The organism is Halomonas sp. A020 (genome assembly GCF_027943625.1).
GTDB lineage: Bacteria > Pseudomonadota > Gammaproteobacteria > Pseudomonadales > Halomonadaceae > Vreelandella > Vreelandella piezotolerans.
Genome location: NZ_AP022850.1, coordinates 2,010,014 through 2,028,553, shown reverse-complemented (window position 1 = coordinate 2,028,553; position 18,540 = coordinate 2,010,014). Strand labels below are relative to the sequence as shown.

The following is an 18,540-nucleotide window of genomic DNA, read 5'->3' as shown; positions in this document are numbered from 1 at the left end:
GGCGTTTTTTATTGGGAGGAAAGCGTTCACCTCATCGCCCACTTCGCTATACAAAACCTATACAGACATGACATAAGCCGCTAGACTGGCGATATCTTCTCTGTTGATACCTGTCTAACAAAGCACGGACATACTCGGGCTTTTGACAATCAAGGTGAGCGGTATTGCCGCCACGTTAGCGAGCGCAAGCGAACATGTCAGGAGACGTTATGGGTAACTGCGCGCGGGTAAATGGCACGTGTAAACGCTGCGAGGGAGCGCTCCCTTTTGATTTCACGATGGCGTTTCAACCCATCGTGGACGTTGCCCTGGCACGCGTGACGACCCACGAAGCCTTGGTTCGAGGCATCAATGGCGAGTCGGCTTGGAGTGTCATTTCCCAAGTCACCGATGACCTACTCTACCGCTTTGATCAATCCTGCCGAGTCAAAGCCATCGAGCTTGCCAGTGAACTAAGTATGGAAACGGATCTTTCCATCAACTTTCTTCCCAATGCCGTATACGAACCGGAAGCATGTATTCAGGCAACGCTAGAAGTCTCGCAGCGAGTCGGCTGGCCAACCGACAAGCTCATTTTCGAGATCACCGAAACCGAGCGTGTGCGCGACCGGCAACACCTCTGCAACATCATCGACGCCTATCGCTCCATGGGCTTCAAAACCGCTCTCGATGACTTCGGTAACGGCTATGCCAACCTGGACCTGCTCACCGACCTCGCCCCGGACAAGCTGAAAATCGATCGCGAACTGGTGATGCAGTGCGACCACGACCCTCGTCGTCAGGCGCTGCTGAATGCCATTATTGTGCTCGCCTCCGAACTCGACATGACGCTGATTGCCGAAGGTGTCGAGACCCGCGCTGAAGCCTTATGGCTTGCCCAGGCGGGGATTACACGTCAGCAGGGCTTCTTCTATGCCAAACCGGCGATTGGCAAACTGGGCACCGAATTGACGCCGCTGCTCGAGGCGCTGCGATCAGAGTCCCAGCGACGTACGGAGAGCTGAATGACCAGCATGAGCACGGACTATCTCTACCAATTGGTGAACCGTTCCAAACGGAATACGGAGAACGTCATCAAAACGGCGCCTCTCGGTATCTGCATTACCGATCCTCACGGGTATTTCGAGATGGTCAATCCGGCCTACTGTCAATTTTACGGCTATAGAGAAGAGGAGCTGATTGGCCAGCACTTCACACTCGTGGTGCCTGAGGCGTACCGCGCCCAAATGCGTCAACTCCACGATGAGTTCATCCACGGCGAGGAGACCCATGAACTGCGTCAGGAGTGGGAAGTGCGCTGCAAGAATGGCGAAGCCCGCACCATCATCGCCGAAGCTGCCCGTATCGAGGGCGACGATGGTCAATCGCGCAAAGTCACCTTCATCGTCGATATCACCCAGCGCAAGCAGCTCGAGGAGCGCTTGAAGCAGGCCAACGAACGTTTGGAGTATTTGGCCCACCATGACGAGCTCACTGGGCTGCTCAACCGTCGTCAAGGCCTCGCCAAACTCGAAGAGGCGATCGAGCGCTCTCGGCGTTACGGCAACCCACTTAGCATCGTGCTGTTCGATCTCGACGATTTCAAGAACATCAATGACACCTACGGCCACAGTACCGGCGACAGCGTTCTGCAAGCGCTGACGCAGGTCGTCAATCAACAGCTGCGAGAGACCGACTTCCAAATACGCCTTGGCGGCGAAGAGTTCTTGATCATCATGCCAGAAGTCGATGCCGATTCGGCCCGTATCGCCATGGAGCGCATTCGCCAAGAAGTCGCGCAAACGCCCTACACCGAACATGCGCTGACCGTCACGCTATCGGCGGGCATCGCATGCTACATTGAAGCCTCGAGTACTCGAATGCTTGATCGCGCCGATAAAGCGATGTATCAGGCCAAACAAGCCGGGCGCAACCGGGTTGTCATCGCACCTTCACCTGTGTGATCAACGCTATTGCGCACTATGCTAAAGCAACACCCTATCCTAAAAGGAGCTGAGTCATGAGCAATGCCGAGCTTAACGAACTAAAGCAGAAATACGTCGCGGCGGGCGCTGCAAGCCCCGCTACCGCCTTTGCGGATCGCGCCGAAAACGCTGAGATCTGGGACGCCGACGGCAACCGCTTCATCGACTTCGCAGGCGGCATTGGCGTGTTGAACGTGGGGCATCGGCATCCAAAAGTCGTCGCCGCCGTCAAAGCCCAATTAGATAAGGTGATGCATACCTGCCAAACGGTCATGCCTTATGAAGGCTACGTCAAAGTGGCCGAGAAGCTGAGCCACATCGTTCCCGTGCGTGGCCACGCCAAAGTGATGCTGGCCAACTCTGGTGCCGAAGCGCTGGAAAACGCAGTAAAAATTGCCCGCGCCGCCACCGGCCGCTCTAACGTCATCTGTTTCGACGGCGGCTATCATGGCCGGACCTTCTACACCATGGCCATGAACGGTAAGGTCGCGCCCTACCAAACCGACTTCGGCCCGATGCCCGGCACCGTCTTCCGCGCCCCCTACCCGGTGCCTTATCACGGTGTCAGTGAAGACGAAGCGATTCGCGGCCTGAAAATGGCGCTGAAAACCGACGCCAACCCGAAAGACACCGCCGCGATCATTCTGGAGCCGGTGCTGGGTGAAGGCGGTTTCTATCCGGCCCCGAAGAGCTTCTTGGAAAAGATCCGCGAAATTTGCGATGAGCACGGTATGCTGATGATCATCGACGAAGTGCAGTCGGGCTTTGGTCGTACCGGCAAGATGTTCGCCATCGAGCACAGCGGCGTCGAGCCGGACATGATGACCATGGCCAAGAGCATGGCCGACGGCATGCCGATCTCTGCCGTGGTCGGCACCGATAAAATCATGGATGCCTCAGGCCCGAACTCCCTGGGCGGCACCTATACCGGTAGCCCCACTGCGTGTGCAGCGGCGCTGGCCGTGATGCAAGTCTTCGAAGAAGAGAACATTCTCGAGAAGAGCCAAGCGGTGGGTGAAAAGCTGGCTCAGCGCTTCGGTGGCTGGCAGAGCAAATTCGACTGCATCGACAACGTGCGCAACATGGGTGCCATGGCCGCGTTCGAACTCGTCAACAACAAAACCGACCGCACGCCAAACCCGGACCTGGCCGCTGCGCTGTGCAAGAAAGCCCGCGAAGAGGGGCTGATCCTGCTCTCCTGCGGTATGTACGGCAACACCATTCGCTTCTTGATGCCCGTCACCATTGAAGATGACGTGTTGAACGAAGGCCTGGATATCATCGAGTCCTGCCTGGAATCACTGATCTAAGCGTTCGATACGAGCCACAGCGCCGCCTCTAAGGGCGGCGCTGTCGTTTGTGCACGGCGTATCTCGTCAGATGAACAGGGGGGTCCGCTGGCTCAATTGTCTGATCTGATAAAGGTCATGGAGATAGGCGTCCAATTTGAAGAACAAGGTATTCAAAACCACAACGCTCCATATCGCCAATAAGATCATTACCGGTTGATTGACCCACTCGAGCGCCGATACGTCCACTGAGTAGTGAATCGTATACACGCTCATTGCCGCCAACAGCTGTACGATCCCGCAGTTCGCGATGACCATCAGGATGAACACATTTCTAACATTGAGAGACGGCAAACGCGTTTTGAACAATCGCAGATGGCGAGCGCGAATTCCATTCCCTCCTTCCGAACATGTTTGAGTGCTCACGAGTGTCCTCTGACGCCGCAGAAGCGGCACGCCATAAGCATTTCGTCCTTCCTGCGAGAACGCGATGCGCAATGCGTCCAGGTTGACACCACGCCCAAAGATACGCGTCGCGGCCTCGTCGAACGGTGCCGAATCATTCTCCTTCATTGCTGCCTGCTCGGCGTCCAAGAGCGTGTCCAGTCGGCTACTTTGACTCGTCGATAGCTTTGCCTCGCCAAGCGTATTGATATTGAAGTGCATTTGGTAAATCTGGTACCAAGCGGCCGTAACGCCCACGGCGATCATTAAAAACATCAGCACAGTAGTCACGTATCCATCCTCATTCCGACGTCATCTCATTTCTGCCTAGTCAACCTTACCGTCGGGTCGACCCTAAAAACCGCGTTTCAACGCTAGAAGAGATCGAAGGCTCATCTGACGCAATAATATGCAGCATGACCGTGTGGCTCGGTTGAGTTAGCACCGACGCTTCAGCATCAAGCGCTAAGCGTAGCTGCCTCGTTTCATTGGCGGCCAAGATGAGCGGGCTGGCACCTTGTAAACGCAAGCCTGGCAAACCATCGGCGGATAATACGTAACGATGTCCCTGCGTGTCTTGATTGCGCAAGGTCACGGTGTAGTAATTGATGATGCGCCCATCGGGCGTCCTTTCAAATAGCGCCTGACGATCTCGGGTAACCTCGACATCAATGGGCACCCGCGCGTTCAAGAAGCCAACCAACACAACCACCATCGACAACAGCGCCACCGTGTAGGCTAACAGCTGAGGGCGCCAGAACCGCACAGGCTTGCCCTCCAACGCACGCTCGGTAGTGTAGCGAACCAGGCCCGACGGCTTATCGATACGCGCCATCACGCTATCGCAAGCATCGATGCACGCAGCACAGCCAATACACGCATACTGCAAGCCATCACGAATATCGATCCCCGTCGGGCACACCTGAACGCATAGTTTGCAATCGATACAGTCTCCTGCTGAGGCTTCATCGATACCCTTTCGATGGCTACTGCGCGGTTCACCACGGCCGCTATCGTAAGAAACGATCAGCGTATCGCTGTCGAACATCACCGACTGAAAGCGTGAATAGGGGCACATATGCAGGCACACCTGATGGCGCAGCCAGCCAGCGTTCAAGTAGGTAAACAGGGTAAAAAATCCGATCCAAAAAAGCGCCCAAGGATGAGCTTCCAAGCTGAATAAATCCCTGACGAGACCACCCACCGGCGTAAAGTAGCCGACGAAGGTGATCCCCGTGGCCAGCGCAATCAGTAGCCAAGCGGTATGTTTGGCCCCTTTTCGGCATAACGTATTGAGTGTGCTAGGCGCATTATCGCGACGTATCCGGCGATGCCTTGGCCCCTCCAGGCGGTGCTCGAACCAAATGAAGAGGAACGTCCAGACGCTCTGCGGGCAGCTATAGCCGCACCACACTCGCCCCGCCACCACCGTGATCAAGAATAATCCAAACGCACACAGCACCAATATCCAAGTCAGCAAGATAAAGTCTTGAGGGTAAAACGTCGCTGCAAAAAGGTGAAATTCTTGAGCAGAGAGATCAAACCACACCATGGGACGGTCGCCCCACTGAAGCCATGGCAAGCCCACATAGAGCGCGATCAGCAGCCAGTTGGCGTAACGCCTGATGCGCTGAAAAAAGCCCCTGATTTCTCGAACGTAGATATGTTCCGATGGAGATGAGGGGCGACGGTTAGGCGTCTGGGGCGTAGCGTGCTCAACAGCGGCATCGGTGGTGAGGTCTTGGAGTGGAATGCGTTGCGTCATACCGATATCCAGGGAAAAGGGAGTGGCGATCTAAACGGTCGAGGGACGTCTACGAATACACCGCTACTATGCCTTGCCTGTCGAGCATGAAAACAGATGCAGTTTATTAGAAAAAAAACGTATCAGTTTTGATATGCTGCTTATCGCGCATAGGACATCGTGCACTCCTTCAAATCTTTACGGTCGACGCCATGAAACGCTACGAACGGTTTGCCGACGAGATAGCCACGCTGATTCGCCAGGGGGTACTGGCTCCAGGCGAGCGCATCCCATCGGTACGTCAAGCGAGCCGCCATCACGGCATTAGCCCCTCGACGGTTTTTCAGGCGTACTACTTATTGGAGAACCAAGGGCTTATCAGCGCACGGGCGCGCTCTGGTTATTTCGTTCGTGAACATGCGCGACGTTTGATCGACGAGCCTCGCGTCATGCGACATCCCACCGACCCAGCGGAGGTGCAGGTCAGCGAGCTGGTGTTCTCGGTGCTGGACTCACTGCAGGATGATCAAACGGTGCCCTTTGGCTCGGCTTTCCCAAGCCCTGAGCTGTTCCCACTCTCACGTTTGAGTATCAGCATGACGCGCGGGTTAAGAGCGCTTTCACCCCAGCAGGTAGTGGCCGACATGACCACTGGCCACACCGACCTGTGTCGGCAGATTGCTCTACGCTACATGCTAGGTGGCATTCAGCTCCCGAGAGAAGAGTTGGTGATCACCAACGGTGCCATGGAGGGGCTCAATCTCGCGCTGCAGTGCGTGACTCAGCCGGGGGATCTGGTCGCGGTCGAGTCGCCTGCCTTTTACGCCAGCCTGCAGGTATTGGAGCGACTCCAACTACGCGCGGTGGAAATCCCCGTTCATCCACGGGAAGGCATTGACCTAGACGTACTGGCAGAGCGACTAGCGGCGCTGCCCATCAAAGCCTGTTGGTTAATGAGTCATCTCCAGAACCCCATTGGCGCCAGCTTAAGCAACGAGCGAAAGCTATCGTTGTACCAGTTATTGAAGCAGCACCAAGTCCCCATGCTCGAGGACGACGTATATGCCGAGCTCTATTTTGGCAGCGTGCCGCCCACCCCTGTAAAGTCATTCGACGATGAGGGTTTGGTGATTCACTGCAGCTCTTTCTCGAAATGCTTGGCACCTGGCTATCGGGTGGGCTGGGTAGCGGGCGGCCGCTATGCCAAGGAGATATCGCGGCTCAAACTGATGACGACCATCTCGCCGTCTATTCCTGCCCAAGCGGCCATTGCAGACTACTTGCAACACGGCGGCTACGACCGCCATTTGCGCAAGCTCCGCCACGCGTTAGAAGCCCAGCAGACCAGCATGCTGACAGCAGCGGACCGCTACTTTCCATCAGGTACTCGCATTACTCGCCCGAAAGGCGGCTATTTTCTCTGGGTAGAGCTGCCTAGGCAGGTAGATTCGCTGAGGCTATTCCGCACCGCACTCGAGCATGGCGTGAGCCTGGCGCCCGGCCCTATTTTCTCGGCGTCACAGCAGTTTCGCCACTGTATTCGTTTGAGTTATGGCCATCCCTGGACCCAACGTAGCGAACGCGGGATGGAAACGCTGGGAACATTGCTGAGCCGACCATAACATCACAGAAGACACTCGATACTGTCGGACATGTTGATGTTAATCACGACTCTTCTATTGAACGCCTCTTGTAATACGTTATAACATTTCAAAACAACACAACGGAGATTCGATCATGCCAACACTTGCTAACAAAAAGGCCTGCGCGATGGCGCTTAGCATTGCGATCCTTGCCAGCGCCCCGTATGCCTTTGCCAATCACGATCACGACCATCACCACGATGATGGTGAAGCACACGCTCATGACCATGACCATGACCATGACCATGACCATGACCATGACCACAATCATAGCCACGATCACGATCACGACCACGGCCATGCGCATGACAACGATATTTACTCGGGCTATTTCGACGATGCGCAAATCGCTGATCGCGCGCTTTCCGACTGGGAAGGCGACTGGCAATCCGTCTATCCCTATTTACTTGACGGCACTCTAGACCCCGTCTTCGCGCATAAAGCCGAACAAGGCGATAAAACGGCCGAAGAGTACAAAGCCTACTACGACACCGGTTATGCCACCGATGTCGAGCGGATCGTGATCGATGGCAGCAGCGTCACCTTCTTTGCCAACGGGGAGTCGATGACCGGTGACTACCAGTACGATGGCTACGAGATCTTGAATTACGAGGCCGGTAACCGAGGCGTTCGCTTCATCTTCGAACTAGCAGACGACGCCAGCGACGATGCGCTCCCCCACTATATTCAGTTCAGCGACCACAGCATCTATCCGACGGATGCCGGCCACTACCACTTGTATTGGGGAGATGATCGTGAAGCGCTGCTGGAGGAGTTGACCCACTGGCCAACCTACTATCCTTCGTCGCTCAGTGGCGAAGAGATCGTCGACGAAATGTTGGCTCACTGACGCTTTAGCTCGACACCCGCCAAGGCCGCGGGTGGTGGTCATCCTCGAGCGCTGGCCACTTCGCCAGCGCTCTCTTTATCTCTCCTTTCACTCCCAGCATTCACTGTAGGCAACCGCATCATGGGCATGCAGGCTTTCGGCGTGCACTACTTTTAGCCGGAACCCCGAGACGCCTGGCGCTTGGCGCAGCGTGGTGTCCAGCCGCCGAGCGGCATCCTCACAGAACATCAGATTCTGACCGTTGGCCAAGGCAAACGCCTGCTCGTCAATGCGCTTGACGGCGGTTTGCAGCGCCGTACCGAGGGCTCGCTCCACCCGGTCGACCATGTTCTCCATGAACGTCTCTATCGAGATGGCAGCGTCGTCTGTCGTGGCAAAGCGAAGCGTGAGGTGAGCCACGCTTCGCTGGCTATGGGGCGTCGCCAAGATGCCCTCTTCACTACCCAGCCACGCCAATACCGCCGACTTGCTCAGCGGTATGTCCTCAAAGTCCTCTTCGAAGGCTTGCTGAATCAACTGCCGCGCCAAAGCAGCCGAACACGGGCATGTCGAAGAGTAGCCCACCTCGAGATCGAGCGCCGACTGAAACCCTTCAGGGGTGAGCTGGCAGCGTAGCGTGAAGGGGTAGTACTTCCACCCCGAGAGCGGGCTAATTAGCGCGTCGCGCCTGAGCGGCAACTCCCCTGCGATGTTCAGGTAGGCGTGTTGGGACAGCCCCTCCTGGCTGGCTAAAAAACGCTCTAGCACGCTCTGCACCAACCCTAGGGAGAGCGGCGTTTGCTCGAGCGGCGCCAACCCTAGATAGAGCCGCGACATATGAATGCCGCGGGCCTCTTTCGCCTCCAGGCTGACCGTGGCATCGAGCTTGGCGGCCACGCGCTGGGTGCCGAGCAGCACCGGCAGCGCGATACCCTCCATACCTACACGGGACAACGTGCTCTGTGCATTGGGCGCTTGCCTGGCGACATCGGGCATGGTGGAAACGATCATGGAGCGACCTCTTTGTAAGGGAATCTCATAACGCTAGGCGGGATCGATACTCATCAACAGGCGCTTACTACCGCTCTCCAGTGCCGGGCTTCGATGCACCAGCCCCCGCTCTTCGCTGCCGATCCAGCCGCTGCCCTTGATCAAACCGATATCGCCGGGCGAGAGGCGCCGGACTGCCGCACTGTCGGTGGCAATCTCGGGTTTATCGGGGTGCGGCGCCCCCAGCCCTTTACGATTGATGGCGTCCTCCGGCAACCACTCGCTGCCTGGGCCCACATAGGTCGTGACGAGCCGCACCGGCAGGTTGTCGCAGTGAAAGCGGGGGCACATGGCACCATCAAGCAAGCGCAGGCGAAGACCGACGGTACGCGTTTCGAATAGGAAGGCCATCGCTTCGGCAATGGTGGCGATGTCGTCCACCAGCGGCTTGGCTGCTTCGGGTGCGGGAAGCTGACGCAGCAGGTCCGCCACCATGGCATCGTCGGGCTGCCCCAACCAGCTATATTGCCAGGCGCGCTCCGTTTGGCACTGGGCTTGGGCACTCAAGGCGATTTCAGCGGGCATGGGGCGTTCGAAAATCGCGATATTCACGGCCTCTTCGAAAATACGCGGTAACACGCTAATGTCCTGACCAATGGCCGCGTGCGCAGGCCATGCGTCAGCGGGGGATACATAAGACACGGGCGACGACATCATGAGAACTCCGATAGTGTGAAGAAGCGATGGAGACAGCCACACGCTCGCACCGGGGCAGCCGGTCGACCGCTGCCAGCACGGCGGCGTTAACGCATGGGAAAGCGCTCCGACTCGAGCGCAAAGCGCTGACGAACGAACCGCCAGCCCTGGGAGATCAGCGTTGACAGCATGAACAGCAGGGCAGCGAGCGAGACGATGGTAGGGCCGGTCGGCGTATCGAGGAGATAGGCGCTTTTCAGCCCTCCCGCCACCGACAGCACAGCCACCCCTACCGCAAGCAGCGCCATGGTCTCGGGCGTGCGACAAAACGGACGTGCCGTGGCGGCGGGTATGATCAGCAGAGCGGCGATCAGCAGAACACCGACGACCTTCAACGCCACGGCAACGACCAGGGCCAACGCCAGAGTGAGCACTAACTGTTCACGACGCGGCTGAATGCCGCTGGCATAGGCCAGCTCCTCGCTGAGAGTGGCGGCCAGTAAGGAGGACCACCGCCAGCACAGCAGCAGCAACACCAACGCCACGCCGCCGCCGATCACCCACAAATCCTGTTTACCGACGGCCAGAATATCGCCAAACAGGTACGCATGTAGGTCGATACGGACCCCACTAAGAAACGACACGGCGACCAGCCCAATCGCGAGCGCCGAGTGGGCCATCACGCCAAGCAGCGTATCCATGGCGTAGCCACGGCCGCTCAGCAGGGAAACACTGGTGGCCATCACCAGCGCCACCGCCAGTACGCCGAGGAAAATCGAGATATTCATCAACAGCGCTAGCGCCACGCCCAGAATGGCCGCGTGGGCCGTTGCATCGCCGAAGTACGCCATACGCCGCCACACCACGAAACAGCCCAGCGGAGCGGCGGCCATCGCCACGAGGATGCCCGCCAACATGGCGCGCCACATGAAATCATCCAGCATGGGCGGTCTCCTGGGGTTGGTGACGGTAGAGCGCCAGCGTTTGTGCGGCCTGGTCACCGAACAACGAGCGATAATCCTGCGTCGAGGCCACGTGCTCGGGCTTGCCCTGGCAACAGACGCAGCGATTCAGGCAAAGCACATGATCCGAGGTCTGCATCACCACGTGCAGGTCGTGGCTGACCATTAAAACGGCGCAGCCGTACGTGCGGCGAACGCTATCGATATGGCGATAAAACGCCGCCGTACCCTGGTGGTCGAGGCCTTGCGTTGCCTCATCGAGAATCAAAATATCGGGCTTGACCAGCAGCGCTCGCGCCAGCAGTACGCGCTGAAACTGTCCCTCTGACAGCTCGCTCATATTGGCCTGCCGCAGTGTCTCGGCACCGGCGTCTTCAAGGGCGCTATCGACCTCTTGACGTGAGTGGCGGCGCGGCAAGTTGATGAAGCGCTGGACCGTCATGGGTAGCGTAGGGTCCAGATGGAGCCGTTGGGGCACGTACCCAATGCACTGATTCGGAGCGATGGTAACGCTGCCCGAGGTGGGTTTTACCGCGCCCACCAGGGTTTTCACCAGCGTCGACTTTCCCGAGCCGTTGGGGCCAATCAACGTGAGTACCTGTTCACGAAACAAGTCGAGATGAATATTCTCGAGTATCTGCTGCCCACCGAAGCGAACGTTCAACTGACGAACGCTAAGTACCGCTTCACGATGGAGGGAAGATGCAAGTGACATCATTGACATCCGCTCTTGACGCATTTGTTATGTTATAACATAAATATCAAGACTAGCGATACTTGGATGTCCTTTCTTGTCTCGTTCACTCAGCCTCGTCTCATCAGGAGCCCTCATGCCACACCGATTTACGTACTTCGCTCTGCCATTACTAACGGCCTTTCCCTTAGCAGCCTCGGCGGAAGTGCCCCGCGTCGCGGTCGATATTCCCCCCGTTTACTCACTGGTATCGATCGTGATGGGCGACGTTGGCTCGCCCGAGTTGTTCATTCAGCCCGGCGCCTCTCCCCACGGCTATTCGCTGCGTCCATCGGAAGCCAGCGCGCTGGACAGTGCGGATCTGGTGATATGGGTCAGCGATGCGCTCACCCCTTGGCTGGAAGGGCCGGTGGACAATCTAGCGGGCGACGCTCACCACCTAGAACTGATGGACGTTCCCGGCACCCGCACGCTGGAATATCGCGAGGGGGCGACGTTTTCTCTAGACGGTGAGCTGGCACACGGCCATGACCATAACCATGATCACGAACACGGGCATGGCCACGAGTACGGGCATGACCACGAACACGAGCATGGCCACGAGCACGGGCATGACCACGAACACGAACACGAGCATGACCACGGGCATGATCACCATGGTCATGATCACAGCCATACCGGCATGAACCCGCACGCTTGGCTCGCCCCTGGGAATGCCCGCCAGTGGCTGGCGGCCATCGCCGAGCAGCTAAGCGAACTCGACCCGGACAACGCGGCGACCTACCGCGATAATGCCGCACAGGGCCAAGCGTCACTGACCGCACTCGAACAGCGCCTCCAGAAGCGCTTGGCTAACAGCACGGACACCCGCTTCATCGTGTTCCACGATGCGTACCAGTACTTCGAAGAGGCCTTTAACGTTCATGCCGCGGGGGCCATTTCCATCGGCGATGCATCCGCTCCCAGCCCGGCACGCATCGAGGCGTTACAGACACTCGTCAACGAAGAGAACATTCAGTGTGTCTTCAGCGAACCGCAGTTCAACCCGCAGATGGTCAACAACGTGTTTGGGGATACGTCGGCGTACTTGGGCGTGATGGATCCACTCGGCGTGGGCTTGACGCTGGATGCGGGACTGTACTCCGCATTACTGGAACAGCTAGCCGGTGAAATAACCAACTGCACGAGCGCTAAAAGTGAGTAATACTCGTCATTTGCCTAAGTGATCAAACGTAACGCTGCGTGCGAAGTGCTGAGCGCAGCGTTACCTGAGCCTCGGTAAGGAGCGATGACTCGACTACTCAACCACGGAGCGATGACATGAAGCGCGTCGCAGGCGCTGCGGTTGGCATGGCCTTGCTCATCGCACTCACGCTGTGCGTGAGCCTTTATCGCACCCTTCATGCGCCCGCGAGCGTCTCGGTGGTCAGCCCGATGGGCGATTACCTGATCGAATCGGTGAGAGTCTCAGGACTACTCGCCCCCTTGGGAGGCGTCGCTTACCTGCGTGTCATCGAGCGGGCAGCGCCCGCGAACGTTTACCGCACGCCCCTATTCGACACGCAGCATATCGACTTTTCGATGACATCCGAGAATAGCCGCTATTTAGATGCCATCGTTTGGGTGCGCTTCGATAAGCAGATGCAGCACTTCTTTATCAGCATGCCGCAGTGGCGTGCTGATTGGCGAAACCGCTTCATCAGCAATACGCCCTTCGAAACAGGCGGAAACGGCTAGGAAGCCCTCCCCGACGGCATCATTTACCGTGGCCGCCGGTCGCCTTCCAGGAAGTTGGCGGTAAACACGGCTTTGCCGTGGGTCTCGAACGACCACTTCATCACGTCACTCAGTGCCGCCATCACCTCATCGAACTCGCCAAATACCTGGGTGCTCATTCGGTTGGGGTGAACCTCCAGTCCGGTAGCCTCCAATCGTTGGACCACCTCTTTGACGAGTGGCTTGAAATCATCGGCCAGCGGGTAGTAGCTCAGCTGTACAGAAAGGTACATATCGCCTCCTCGATCGTTTCTATGGCGCAGTTCGAAACTGCTGCCACGCGGCCAGTATGGCCGTACGCGTCTCTTCCGGATGCTCCATGGGGAACATGTGCGTCCCCGGCACCGTGCTGACCGGCAGCCCGCGACGAGCGATACGCTTGAGCCGCCCCGGCGTCATCAAGTGCGACTGCTGCCCCGCCACCAGTTGAATGGGCACACCCACGCGCTGCGGTAATTTGGAGAGGTGATCCGGCAAGTGGCGGAAAATCTCCAGCTCGATGTTGGGGTCGAAGGTCAGCTCGGCGCTGCCGTCGTCCAGTAGTCGCGTGCCTGCTTCAATGTAGTCGTTGAGTGCCTCGGGGGTAAAGCGACGGAAGAGACCACGGCGACGCAGCGAGGTCGCCATCGCCTCGCGACTGGGCCACACCGTGCGCCGCCCCTTGGTTTTACCCGCTGGGGTGATACGGTCCATGAACCCAAAGCGCTTGGCCGCTTTCATCGCCCAGGCATCCGGCCCCAGCATCAGCGGCGGGTCGAGCATGATCACGCCGCGAAAAAGCTCCGGCTGCTTGTCGGCAGCCATGGCCATCAGCGTGCCGCCCAACGAGTGCCCCACGCCCAGCAGTGGCGCGTCGGTCTCGGGCAGGTAACTGAGCAATTCATCCACCAAGTTGCTCCAGTTATGGTTCACTGGATAATCCGGGTGGTGGCCCAGGCGGTCCAGCGGGTGTACATCGAACGATTCTGCCAGTGGGTCTAACAGGCTGCGGTAGCTCAAGCCGGGAAAGCCGTTGGCATGGGCAAACACTAAGCGGGGGCGTTGGGTGGCATCGGCAGGCATGGCAGGCTCGCGGGTCGGCTAACGGGAAGAGGCGCTATCTATCATACGTCTGTTTTAACGCGGGCACCGAACCTCGTCAATCCATCAAAGGATTAACCGGCTAATTAAAACAACGGGAGCTGCTGGGCAGCAGTTTCTTCCGCCAAGCGGTAGCCGACGCCCAGCAGGCGCACGGGGCGTGCGCCCCTCGCCCAGCCCACGTTGAGCAGTGTCTCAAACTGCTCCAGGTTAGGTGCGGGGTCGGCGTGTTCGACAGTGGTTTGGGTGAAGTCGTTGAACTTCACTTTCACCATCACCCCGCGCACGGCGGGGGCCGGGTCTAGGCGAGCGTAACGGCGCTCTAAATCGCTGATCAGCTCGGGGAGCTGCTGGCGGCAGGCGTCTAGGGTGGGTAAATCCTGGGAGTAGGTTTGCTCGGTGCTGATCGACTTGCGCTCGCGGTGGGTTTTGACCGGGCGCTCATCGCGCCCGTGGCTAAGTTCGTGTAGCCGATGACCAAAGCGGCCAAAGCGTTCCACCAGCTCGGTCAACGGCCGGGCGCGCAGATCCACGCCGGTCTGAATGCCCAGCTCGGCGAGTTTTTCAGCGGTCCGCGGCCCCACGCCGTGGATCTTTTTCACCGGCAGCTGCTGCACGAAGGCGTCGATATCGTCAGGCGTGATGACAAAGAGACCATCGGGCTTGCGCCAGTCGCTGGCGATCTTGGCGAGAAACTTGTTGGGTGCCACGCCCGCCGAAACGGTAATACCCACTTCTTGCCTCACCCGCTGGCGAATGGCTTCGGCCATGCGGGTAGCGCTGCCGTGGTACAGCGTGACCTCCGAGACATCCAGAAAGGCTTCATCCAGCGACAGCGGCTCGATCAGCTCGGTCACATCGCGGTAGATGGCAAACACCTGGCGGGCAACATCTTTGTACTTCGCCATATCGCCCCGAATCACCGTGAGATGGGGGCAACGTTTGAGCGCCTGGGCCATGGGCATGGCGGAGTGAATACCGAACTTACGCGCCGGGTAGTTGCAGGTGGCAACCACCCCGCGCTGCTCCACACTGCCGCCAATGGCAATGGGGATATCGGTCAACGCGGGGTTATCGCGCATCTCTACCGCCGCATAGAAGCAGTCACAGTCGCAGTGGATGATTTTGCGCACAGGCCGACCTTGCCTCCGCCCTTACCTGTAAAAAAGCACAGTTTATCACAGGGTGTGCTACAGCGCTGATGAGCAGCAAAACCCTAGGCGGGGGCGCTGTGAATCCCTCCCTGGACGCTACTTTCGCCATCCCTGGCGAAAGACCCCCGCTACGGGTTTTCCGCCCATACTCGCTGGTCTAAATCACGTACCACAAAAGGTGCGCAACACCTGCTCGCTTTCCGTGGCCGGAGCGGCCAAGCGGCGCGCTTCTTCGGATTCATCAAAGGGCTGCGTGACCGCCGCGAGCAGCGTGTGGAAAGGCGCGAAATCGCCTTCTACCGCCGCATCGATGACCTCTTGAATGCGGTGATTGCGGGGAATCACCACCGGGTTGGCGTGGCGCATGGCATCCAGACGCTCACTCTGCTGGCTCGCTTGCTGGGCGTTTTCCCAGTCGGCCAGCCAAGCGGTCAGGCCAGCGGGCTGCGTGGTCAGCGCCAGCAGCGCCTCTTTTTGGGAGTGGGCTGACGTGTCCGCGCTCAAGACTTGAGCATAGTGCGTCAACGCGTCGAACGTCGCGGTCATGTCCATGCGGCCTTGATGCATCTGGATCTCTAGCGCTTCCATCAGCGCCACGGCGCGATCGCTTTCCGGGGCAAGGCCCAGCTTGTCGGCATGCAGGCGGCGCTGCTCGGCGCCAAAACGAGCGGTAAAGCCGCGTAGCACCTCGGTGGCTTGCTCTACCGCAGCATCGCCCTCAACGCGCATCAGCGGAAGCAGGGTTTCGGCAAAACGAGCCAGGTTCCATTGGGCAATGCCAGGCTGATTGTCGAAGGCGTAGCGCCCGCCCTGGTCAATGGAGCTATACACCTTCTGCGGGTCGAACTGCTCCATAAACGCGCAGGGGCCGTAATCGATGGTTTCACCGGCAATGCTGCAGTTGTCGGTATTCATCACGCCGTGAATAAAGCCCAAGCTCATCCAACGCGCCACTAGCGCCGCTTGGCGGGCGGTCACCGCCTCCAACAGCGCCAGGTACGGATCGTCAGCATTGGCCGCCTCTGGGTAGTGGCGGGCAATCACATGGTCGGCCAGCGCTTTTAGCGCGCTTTCATCGCGGCGAACGGCGGCAAACTGGAACGTGCCCACGCGAATATGGCTGCTGGCCACGCGGGTCAGCACGGCTCCCGGCTCGGCCATTTGGCGCACCACGCGTTCGCCGGTTGAAACGGCAGCCAAGGCGCGAGTGGTAGGTACGCCCACGGCGGCCATGAACTCGCTCACCAGGTATTCGCGTAGCACCGGGCCAAGGGGCGCACGGCCGTCGCCACCGCGAGAAAACGGCGTGCGCCCGCTGCCTTTTAGCTGCACATCACGGCGTATTCCTTGTTGATCCACCACTTCGCCTAACAGCAGCGCGCGGCCATCGCCTAGCTGCGGCACGAAGTTGCCGAACTGGTGCCCGGCGTAGCCCAGCGCTTTAGGCTCGGCACCCGGCGGCAGCTGGTTACCGCTGAACCACTGAGCCAGCGTGGCGTCGTCGGGCCGGGTTTGCATGCCTAGCTGCGCGCCCAAGGCATCGTTGAAGGCGATCAGGCTGGGCTGGGCAACGGGCGTGGGCTGGCACGCCACCCACAGGGGTTCCGGCAAGGTGGCGAACTGATGTTCGAAAGACAGCACGGGCAACTCCGCTTTTCAATGAATGGCCTAAAGAATACCCTAGCAGCTTACTCAAGTAATGGGCGATAGCATGCCGCATAGAGACGCGTTAACCCCTGTTAAGCCACCGATAGAGCAAGAGGCGCTCACGCCCCTGCCCCAGGCCTTCTACAACCGTGATACGTTGGAAGTCGCCCGCGACCTGCTGGGCTGCTGGCTAGTGCGCCAGCGGGATGGCGAACTGATGGCCGCGCGCATCGTGGAAACCGAGGCCTACCGCGGCTCGGAAGATTCTGCCTGCCACGCCCACCGGCGTAAAACCCCGCGCACCGAGGCGATGTTTGGCCCGCCCGGCCACGCCTACGTCTATTTGGTGTACGGCATGCACTGGCTGCTGAACGTGGTCACCCAGCCAGAAGGCAACCCCTGCGCGGTATTGATTCGCGCGGTGGAACCGGTGATCGGCGAGCCTGTCATGCGCGCATGGCGCAGCGTCGCGGGGCGCAACCTGTGTAACGGCCCCGGAAAACTCACCCGCGCGCTGCGTATCGATAACGCCCTCTACGGCCACGATATGACGCAAACTGGCGATCAAGCGAACGGGCTGTGGATTACCTCTGGCGAGCCGCCCAGCGCCATTGCCAGCGGCCCAAGAGTCGGCATCGATTACGCCCAACCCGCCGACCGCGACGCCCCTTGGCGGCTATGGAGCGAGGGCAACCCGTGGGTCTCCAAAGCGCGTTAAGCGCCCTTCAGGCACGCAACCGCCTGCTCCAGCACCGGCGTTAGCGGCGCGCGCCACTGGTGAGTCAGAAACGCATCGGCGCGAGTCACGCCCAGCGAGAGCGATGCCACGGGCAGGCCCATGGCATGGGCATCCCGGCAGAAGCGGTAGCCGGAATAGACCATCAACGACGTACCCACTGCCAGCACCGCATCGGCTTGCTGCAGCGCCGCCTGGGCCGCCAAACGACGCGCTGGGGGCACCACATCGCCGTAGTAGACCACCTGCGGTTTGAGGATGCCCTTGCAGCGCGGGCAGTCCAGTACCTTGAAGGTGGAGAAATCGGTTTCCAGATCCGCATCGCCATCCGGCGCGTGGCGGGCATCCAGCGCGGCAAAGGCGGGGTTCATAAGCGCCATTTCACTGTGCATGGCGTGACGCATCATTTGATAGCCGCACGCCATGCAGGCCACCACATCGGCCCGCCCATGAAGATCGATCACCTTTTTCGAGCCCGCCCGCTGGTGCAAGCGGTCCACGTTTTGCGTGACCAGTAGCTCCACATGGCCCATGGCCTCCAGCTCTGCCAACGCACGATGCGCCCCGCTCACCTGGGCTTCGCGCATGGCTTTGAAGCCCACCAGCGCCCGCGCCCAGTAACGCTGGCGTACGGCGAAGGAGCTCATGAAATCACCGTGCTGCACCGGCGGCGGTCGCTTCCACTGGCCATCGGCATCGCGGTAATCGGGAATCCCGCTGTCGGTACTCACCCCCGCCCCGGTAATCACCCAGAGTTTGGGGTGGCGTTTGATGAACGCGGCCAGCGCTTCTCCGGCCACCTGGCTACTCTCGCGTTTTTCTGAACTTTCCACGGCCTGCGTCAATGGATCACCCTAGGCAACACTGCGACAAGTCAACGATACTGTATGAC

The 18,540-nt window shown here is 59.1% G+C and carries 19 protein-coding genes; 8 read left to right on the top strand and 11 right to left on the bottom strand.

The features are described 5' to 3' along the window. Positions 1 to 209 precede the first annotated feature (209 nt). Genes FRH_RS09425 through gabT form a run of 3 tightly spaced genes read left to right on the top strand, consistent with a single transcriptional unit; the run spans position 210 to position 3,274 of the window. Positions 210 to 1,004, top strand: coding sequence for an EAL domain-containing protein (locus tag FRH_RS09425; protein WP_139525656.1), 795 nt, complete (start codon positions 210 to 212; stop codon positions 1,002 to 1,004). Next, positions 1,005 to 1,943: a sensor domain-containing diguanylate cyclase gene (locus tag FRH_RS09420; RefSeq protein WP_281996770.1), complete on the top strand. Its 939-nt coding sequence runs from the start codon at positions 1,005 to 1,007 to the stop codon at positions 1,941 to 1,943. Positions 1,944 to 1,999: 56 nt separating this feature from the next. Further along, complete coding sequence (gene gabT / locus FRH_RS09415; protein ID WP_219862931.1) at positions 2,000 to 3,274, top strand: 4-aminobutyrate--2-oxoglutarate transaminase; 1,275 nt, start codon at positions 2,000 to 2,002, stop codon at positions 3,272 to 3,274. Positions 3,275 to 3,340: 66 nt separating this feature from the next. Here the strand turns inward: gabT and FRH_RS09410 are convergent, their stop codons facing one another. Then, a complete protein-coding gene (locus tag FRH_RS09410) occupies positions 3,341 to 3,988 on the bottom strand; it encodes a hypothetical protein (protein WP_281996769.1) in 648 nt (215 codons plus the stop codon). Positions 3,989 to 4,034: 46 nt separating this feature from the next. Beyond that, positions 4,035 to 5,462: a cytochrome c oxidase accessory protein CcoG gene (gene ccoG / locus FRH_RS09405; RefSeq protein ID WP_281996768.1), complete on the bottom strand. Its 1,428-nt coding sequence runs from the start codon at positions 5,460 to 5,462 to the stop codon at positions 4,035 to 4,037. A gap of 191 nt (positions 5,463 to 5,653) precedes the next feature. On the opposite strand from ccoG, the gene mapR reads away from it, so the two are divergent. Together mapR and FRH_RS09395 are read left to right on the top strand one after the other, a co-directional pair. Beyond that, on the top strand, positions 5,654 to 7,063 hold the full coding sequence (mapR, locus tag FRH_RS09400; RefSeq protein ID WP_281996767.1) for a GntR family transcriptional regulator MpaR: 1,410 nt from the start codon (positions 5,654 to 5,656) through the stop codon (positions 7,061 to 7,063). A 115-nt stretch (positions 7,064 to 7,178) separates the two neighbouring features. Next, a complete protein-coding gene (locus FRH_RS09395; protein ID WP_281996766.1) occupies positions 7,179 to 7,934 on the top strand; it encodes a metal-binding protein ZinT in 756 nt (251 codons plus the stop codon). A gap of 87 nt (positions 7,935 to 8,021) precedes the next feature. On the opposite strand, the gene folE2 is transcribed toward FRH_RS09395, so the two are convergent. From folE2 to FRH_RS09375, 4 genes are all read right to left on the bottom strand, one after another. Beyond that, a complete protein-coding gene (gene folE2 / locus FRH_RS09390; protein ID WP_281996765.1) occupies positions 8,022 to 8,924 on the bottom strand; it encodes a GTP cyclohydrolase FolE2 in 903 nt (300 codons plus the stop codon). A 33-nt stretch (positions 8,925 to 8,957) separates the two neighbouring features. Beyond that, the gene (locus tag FRH_RS09385; RefSeq protein ID WP_348773450.1) at positions 8,958 to 9,620 is read right to left on the bottom strand and encodes a DUF1826 domain-containing protein; all 663 of its coding nucleotides are present in this window, start codon (positions 9,618 to 9,620) and stop codon (positions 8,958 to 8,960) included. Positions 9,621 to 9,706: 86 nt separating this feature from the next. After that, positions 9,707 to 10,543 carry a zinc ABC transporter permease subunit ZnuB gene (znuB, locus tag FRH_RS09380; protein ID WP_281996764.1) on the bottom strand — a complete coding sequence of 279 codons (837 nt, stop codon included), beginning with the start codon at positions 10,541 to 10,543 and terminating at the stop codon, positions 9,707 to 9,709. After that, complete coding sequence (locus tag FRH_RS09375) at positions 10,533 to 11,279, bottom strand: metal ABC transporter ATP-binding protein (RefSeq protein WP_281996763.1); 747 nt, start codon at positions 11,277 to 11,279, stop codon at positions 10,533 to 10,535. The genes znuB and FRH_RS09375 overlap by 11 nt, the downstream gene beginning before the upstream one ends. 112 nt (positions 11,280 to 11,391) lie before the next feature. On the opposite strand from FRH_RS09375, the gene FRH_RS09370 reads away from it, so the two are divergent. Both FRH_RS09370 and FRH_RS09365 read left to right on the top strand, forming a co-directional pair. Next, entirely contained in the window at positions 11,392 to 12,459 is a 1,068-nt protein-coding gene (locus tag FRH_RS09370; protein ID WP_281996762.1) for a zinc ABC transporter substrate-binding protein, read from the top strand. Positions 12,460 to 12,575: 116 nt separating this feature from the next. Then, positions 12,576 to 12,992: a hypothetical protein gene (locus tag FRH_RS09365; protein WP_281996761.1), complete on the top strand. Its 417-nt coding sequence runs from the start codon at positions 12,576 to 12,578 to the stop codon at positions 12,990 to 12,992. Between the two features lie 23 nt (positions 12,993 to 13,015). Here the strand turns inward: FRH_RS09365 and FRH_RS09360 are convergent, their stop codons facing one another. The 4 genes from FRH_RS09360 to FRH_RS09345 all read right to left on the bottom strand — a co-directional run bounded on the left by FRH_RS09360 (position 13,016) and on the right by FRH_RS09345 (position 16,906). Further along, positions 13,016 to 13,264 carry a YkoF family thiamine/hydroxymethylpyrimidine-binding protein gene (locus FRH_RS09360; protein ID WP_281996760.1) on the bottom strand — a complete coding sequence of 83 codons (249 nt, stop codon included), beginning with the start codon at positions 13,262 to 13,264 and terminating at the stop codon, positions 13,016 to 13,018. A 19-nt stretch (positions 13,265 to 13,283) separates the two neighbouring features. After that, positions 13,284 to 14,093, bottom strand: coding sequence for an alpha/beta hydrolase (locus FRH_RS09355; protein ID WP_281996759.1), 810 nt, complete (start codon positions 14,091 to 14,093; stop codon positions 13,284 to 13,286). 104 nt (positions 14,094 to 14,197) lie between these two features. After that, positions 14,198 to 15,244, bottom strand: coding sequence for a DNA polymerase IV (gene dinB / locus FRH_RS09350; RefSeq protein WP_281996758.1), 1,047 nt, complete (start codon positions 15,242 to 15,244; stop codon positions 14,198 to 14,200). A gap of 183 nt (positions 15,245 to 15,427) precedes the next feature. Further along, positions 15,428 to 16,906, bottom strand: coding sequence for a protein adenylyltransferase SelO (locus tag FRH_RS09345; RefSeq protein ID WP_281996757.1), 1,479 nt, complete (start codon positions 16,904 to 16,906; stop codon positions 15,428 to 15,430). Between the two features lie 70 nt (positions 16,907 to 16,976). Between FRH_RS09345 and FRH_RS09340 the strand changes: the two genes are divergently transcribed. Then, positions 16,977 to 17,630, top strand: a complete 654-nt coding sequence (locus FRH_RS09340; protein ID WP_281996756.1) for a DNA-3-methyladenine glycosylase — start codon at positions 16,977 to 16,979, stop codon at positions 17,628 to 17,630. On the opposite strand, the gene FRH_RS09335 is transcribed toward FRH_RS09340, so the two are convergent. Next, the gene (locus tag FRH_RS09335) at positions 17,627 to 18,481 is read right to left on the bottom strand and encodes an NAD-dependent protein deacetylase (protein WP_281996755.1); all 855 of its coding nucleotides are present in this window, start codon (positions 18,479 to 18,481) and stop codon (positions 17,627 to 17,629) included. The two genes, FRH_RS09340 and FRH_RS09335, sit on opposite strands and share 4 nt — an antisense overlap. Between the last annotated feature and the right edge of the window lie 59 nt (positions 18,482 to 18,540).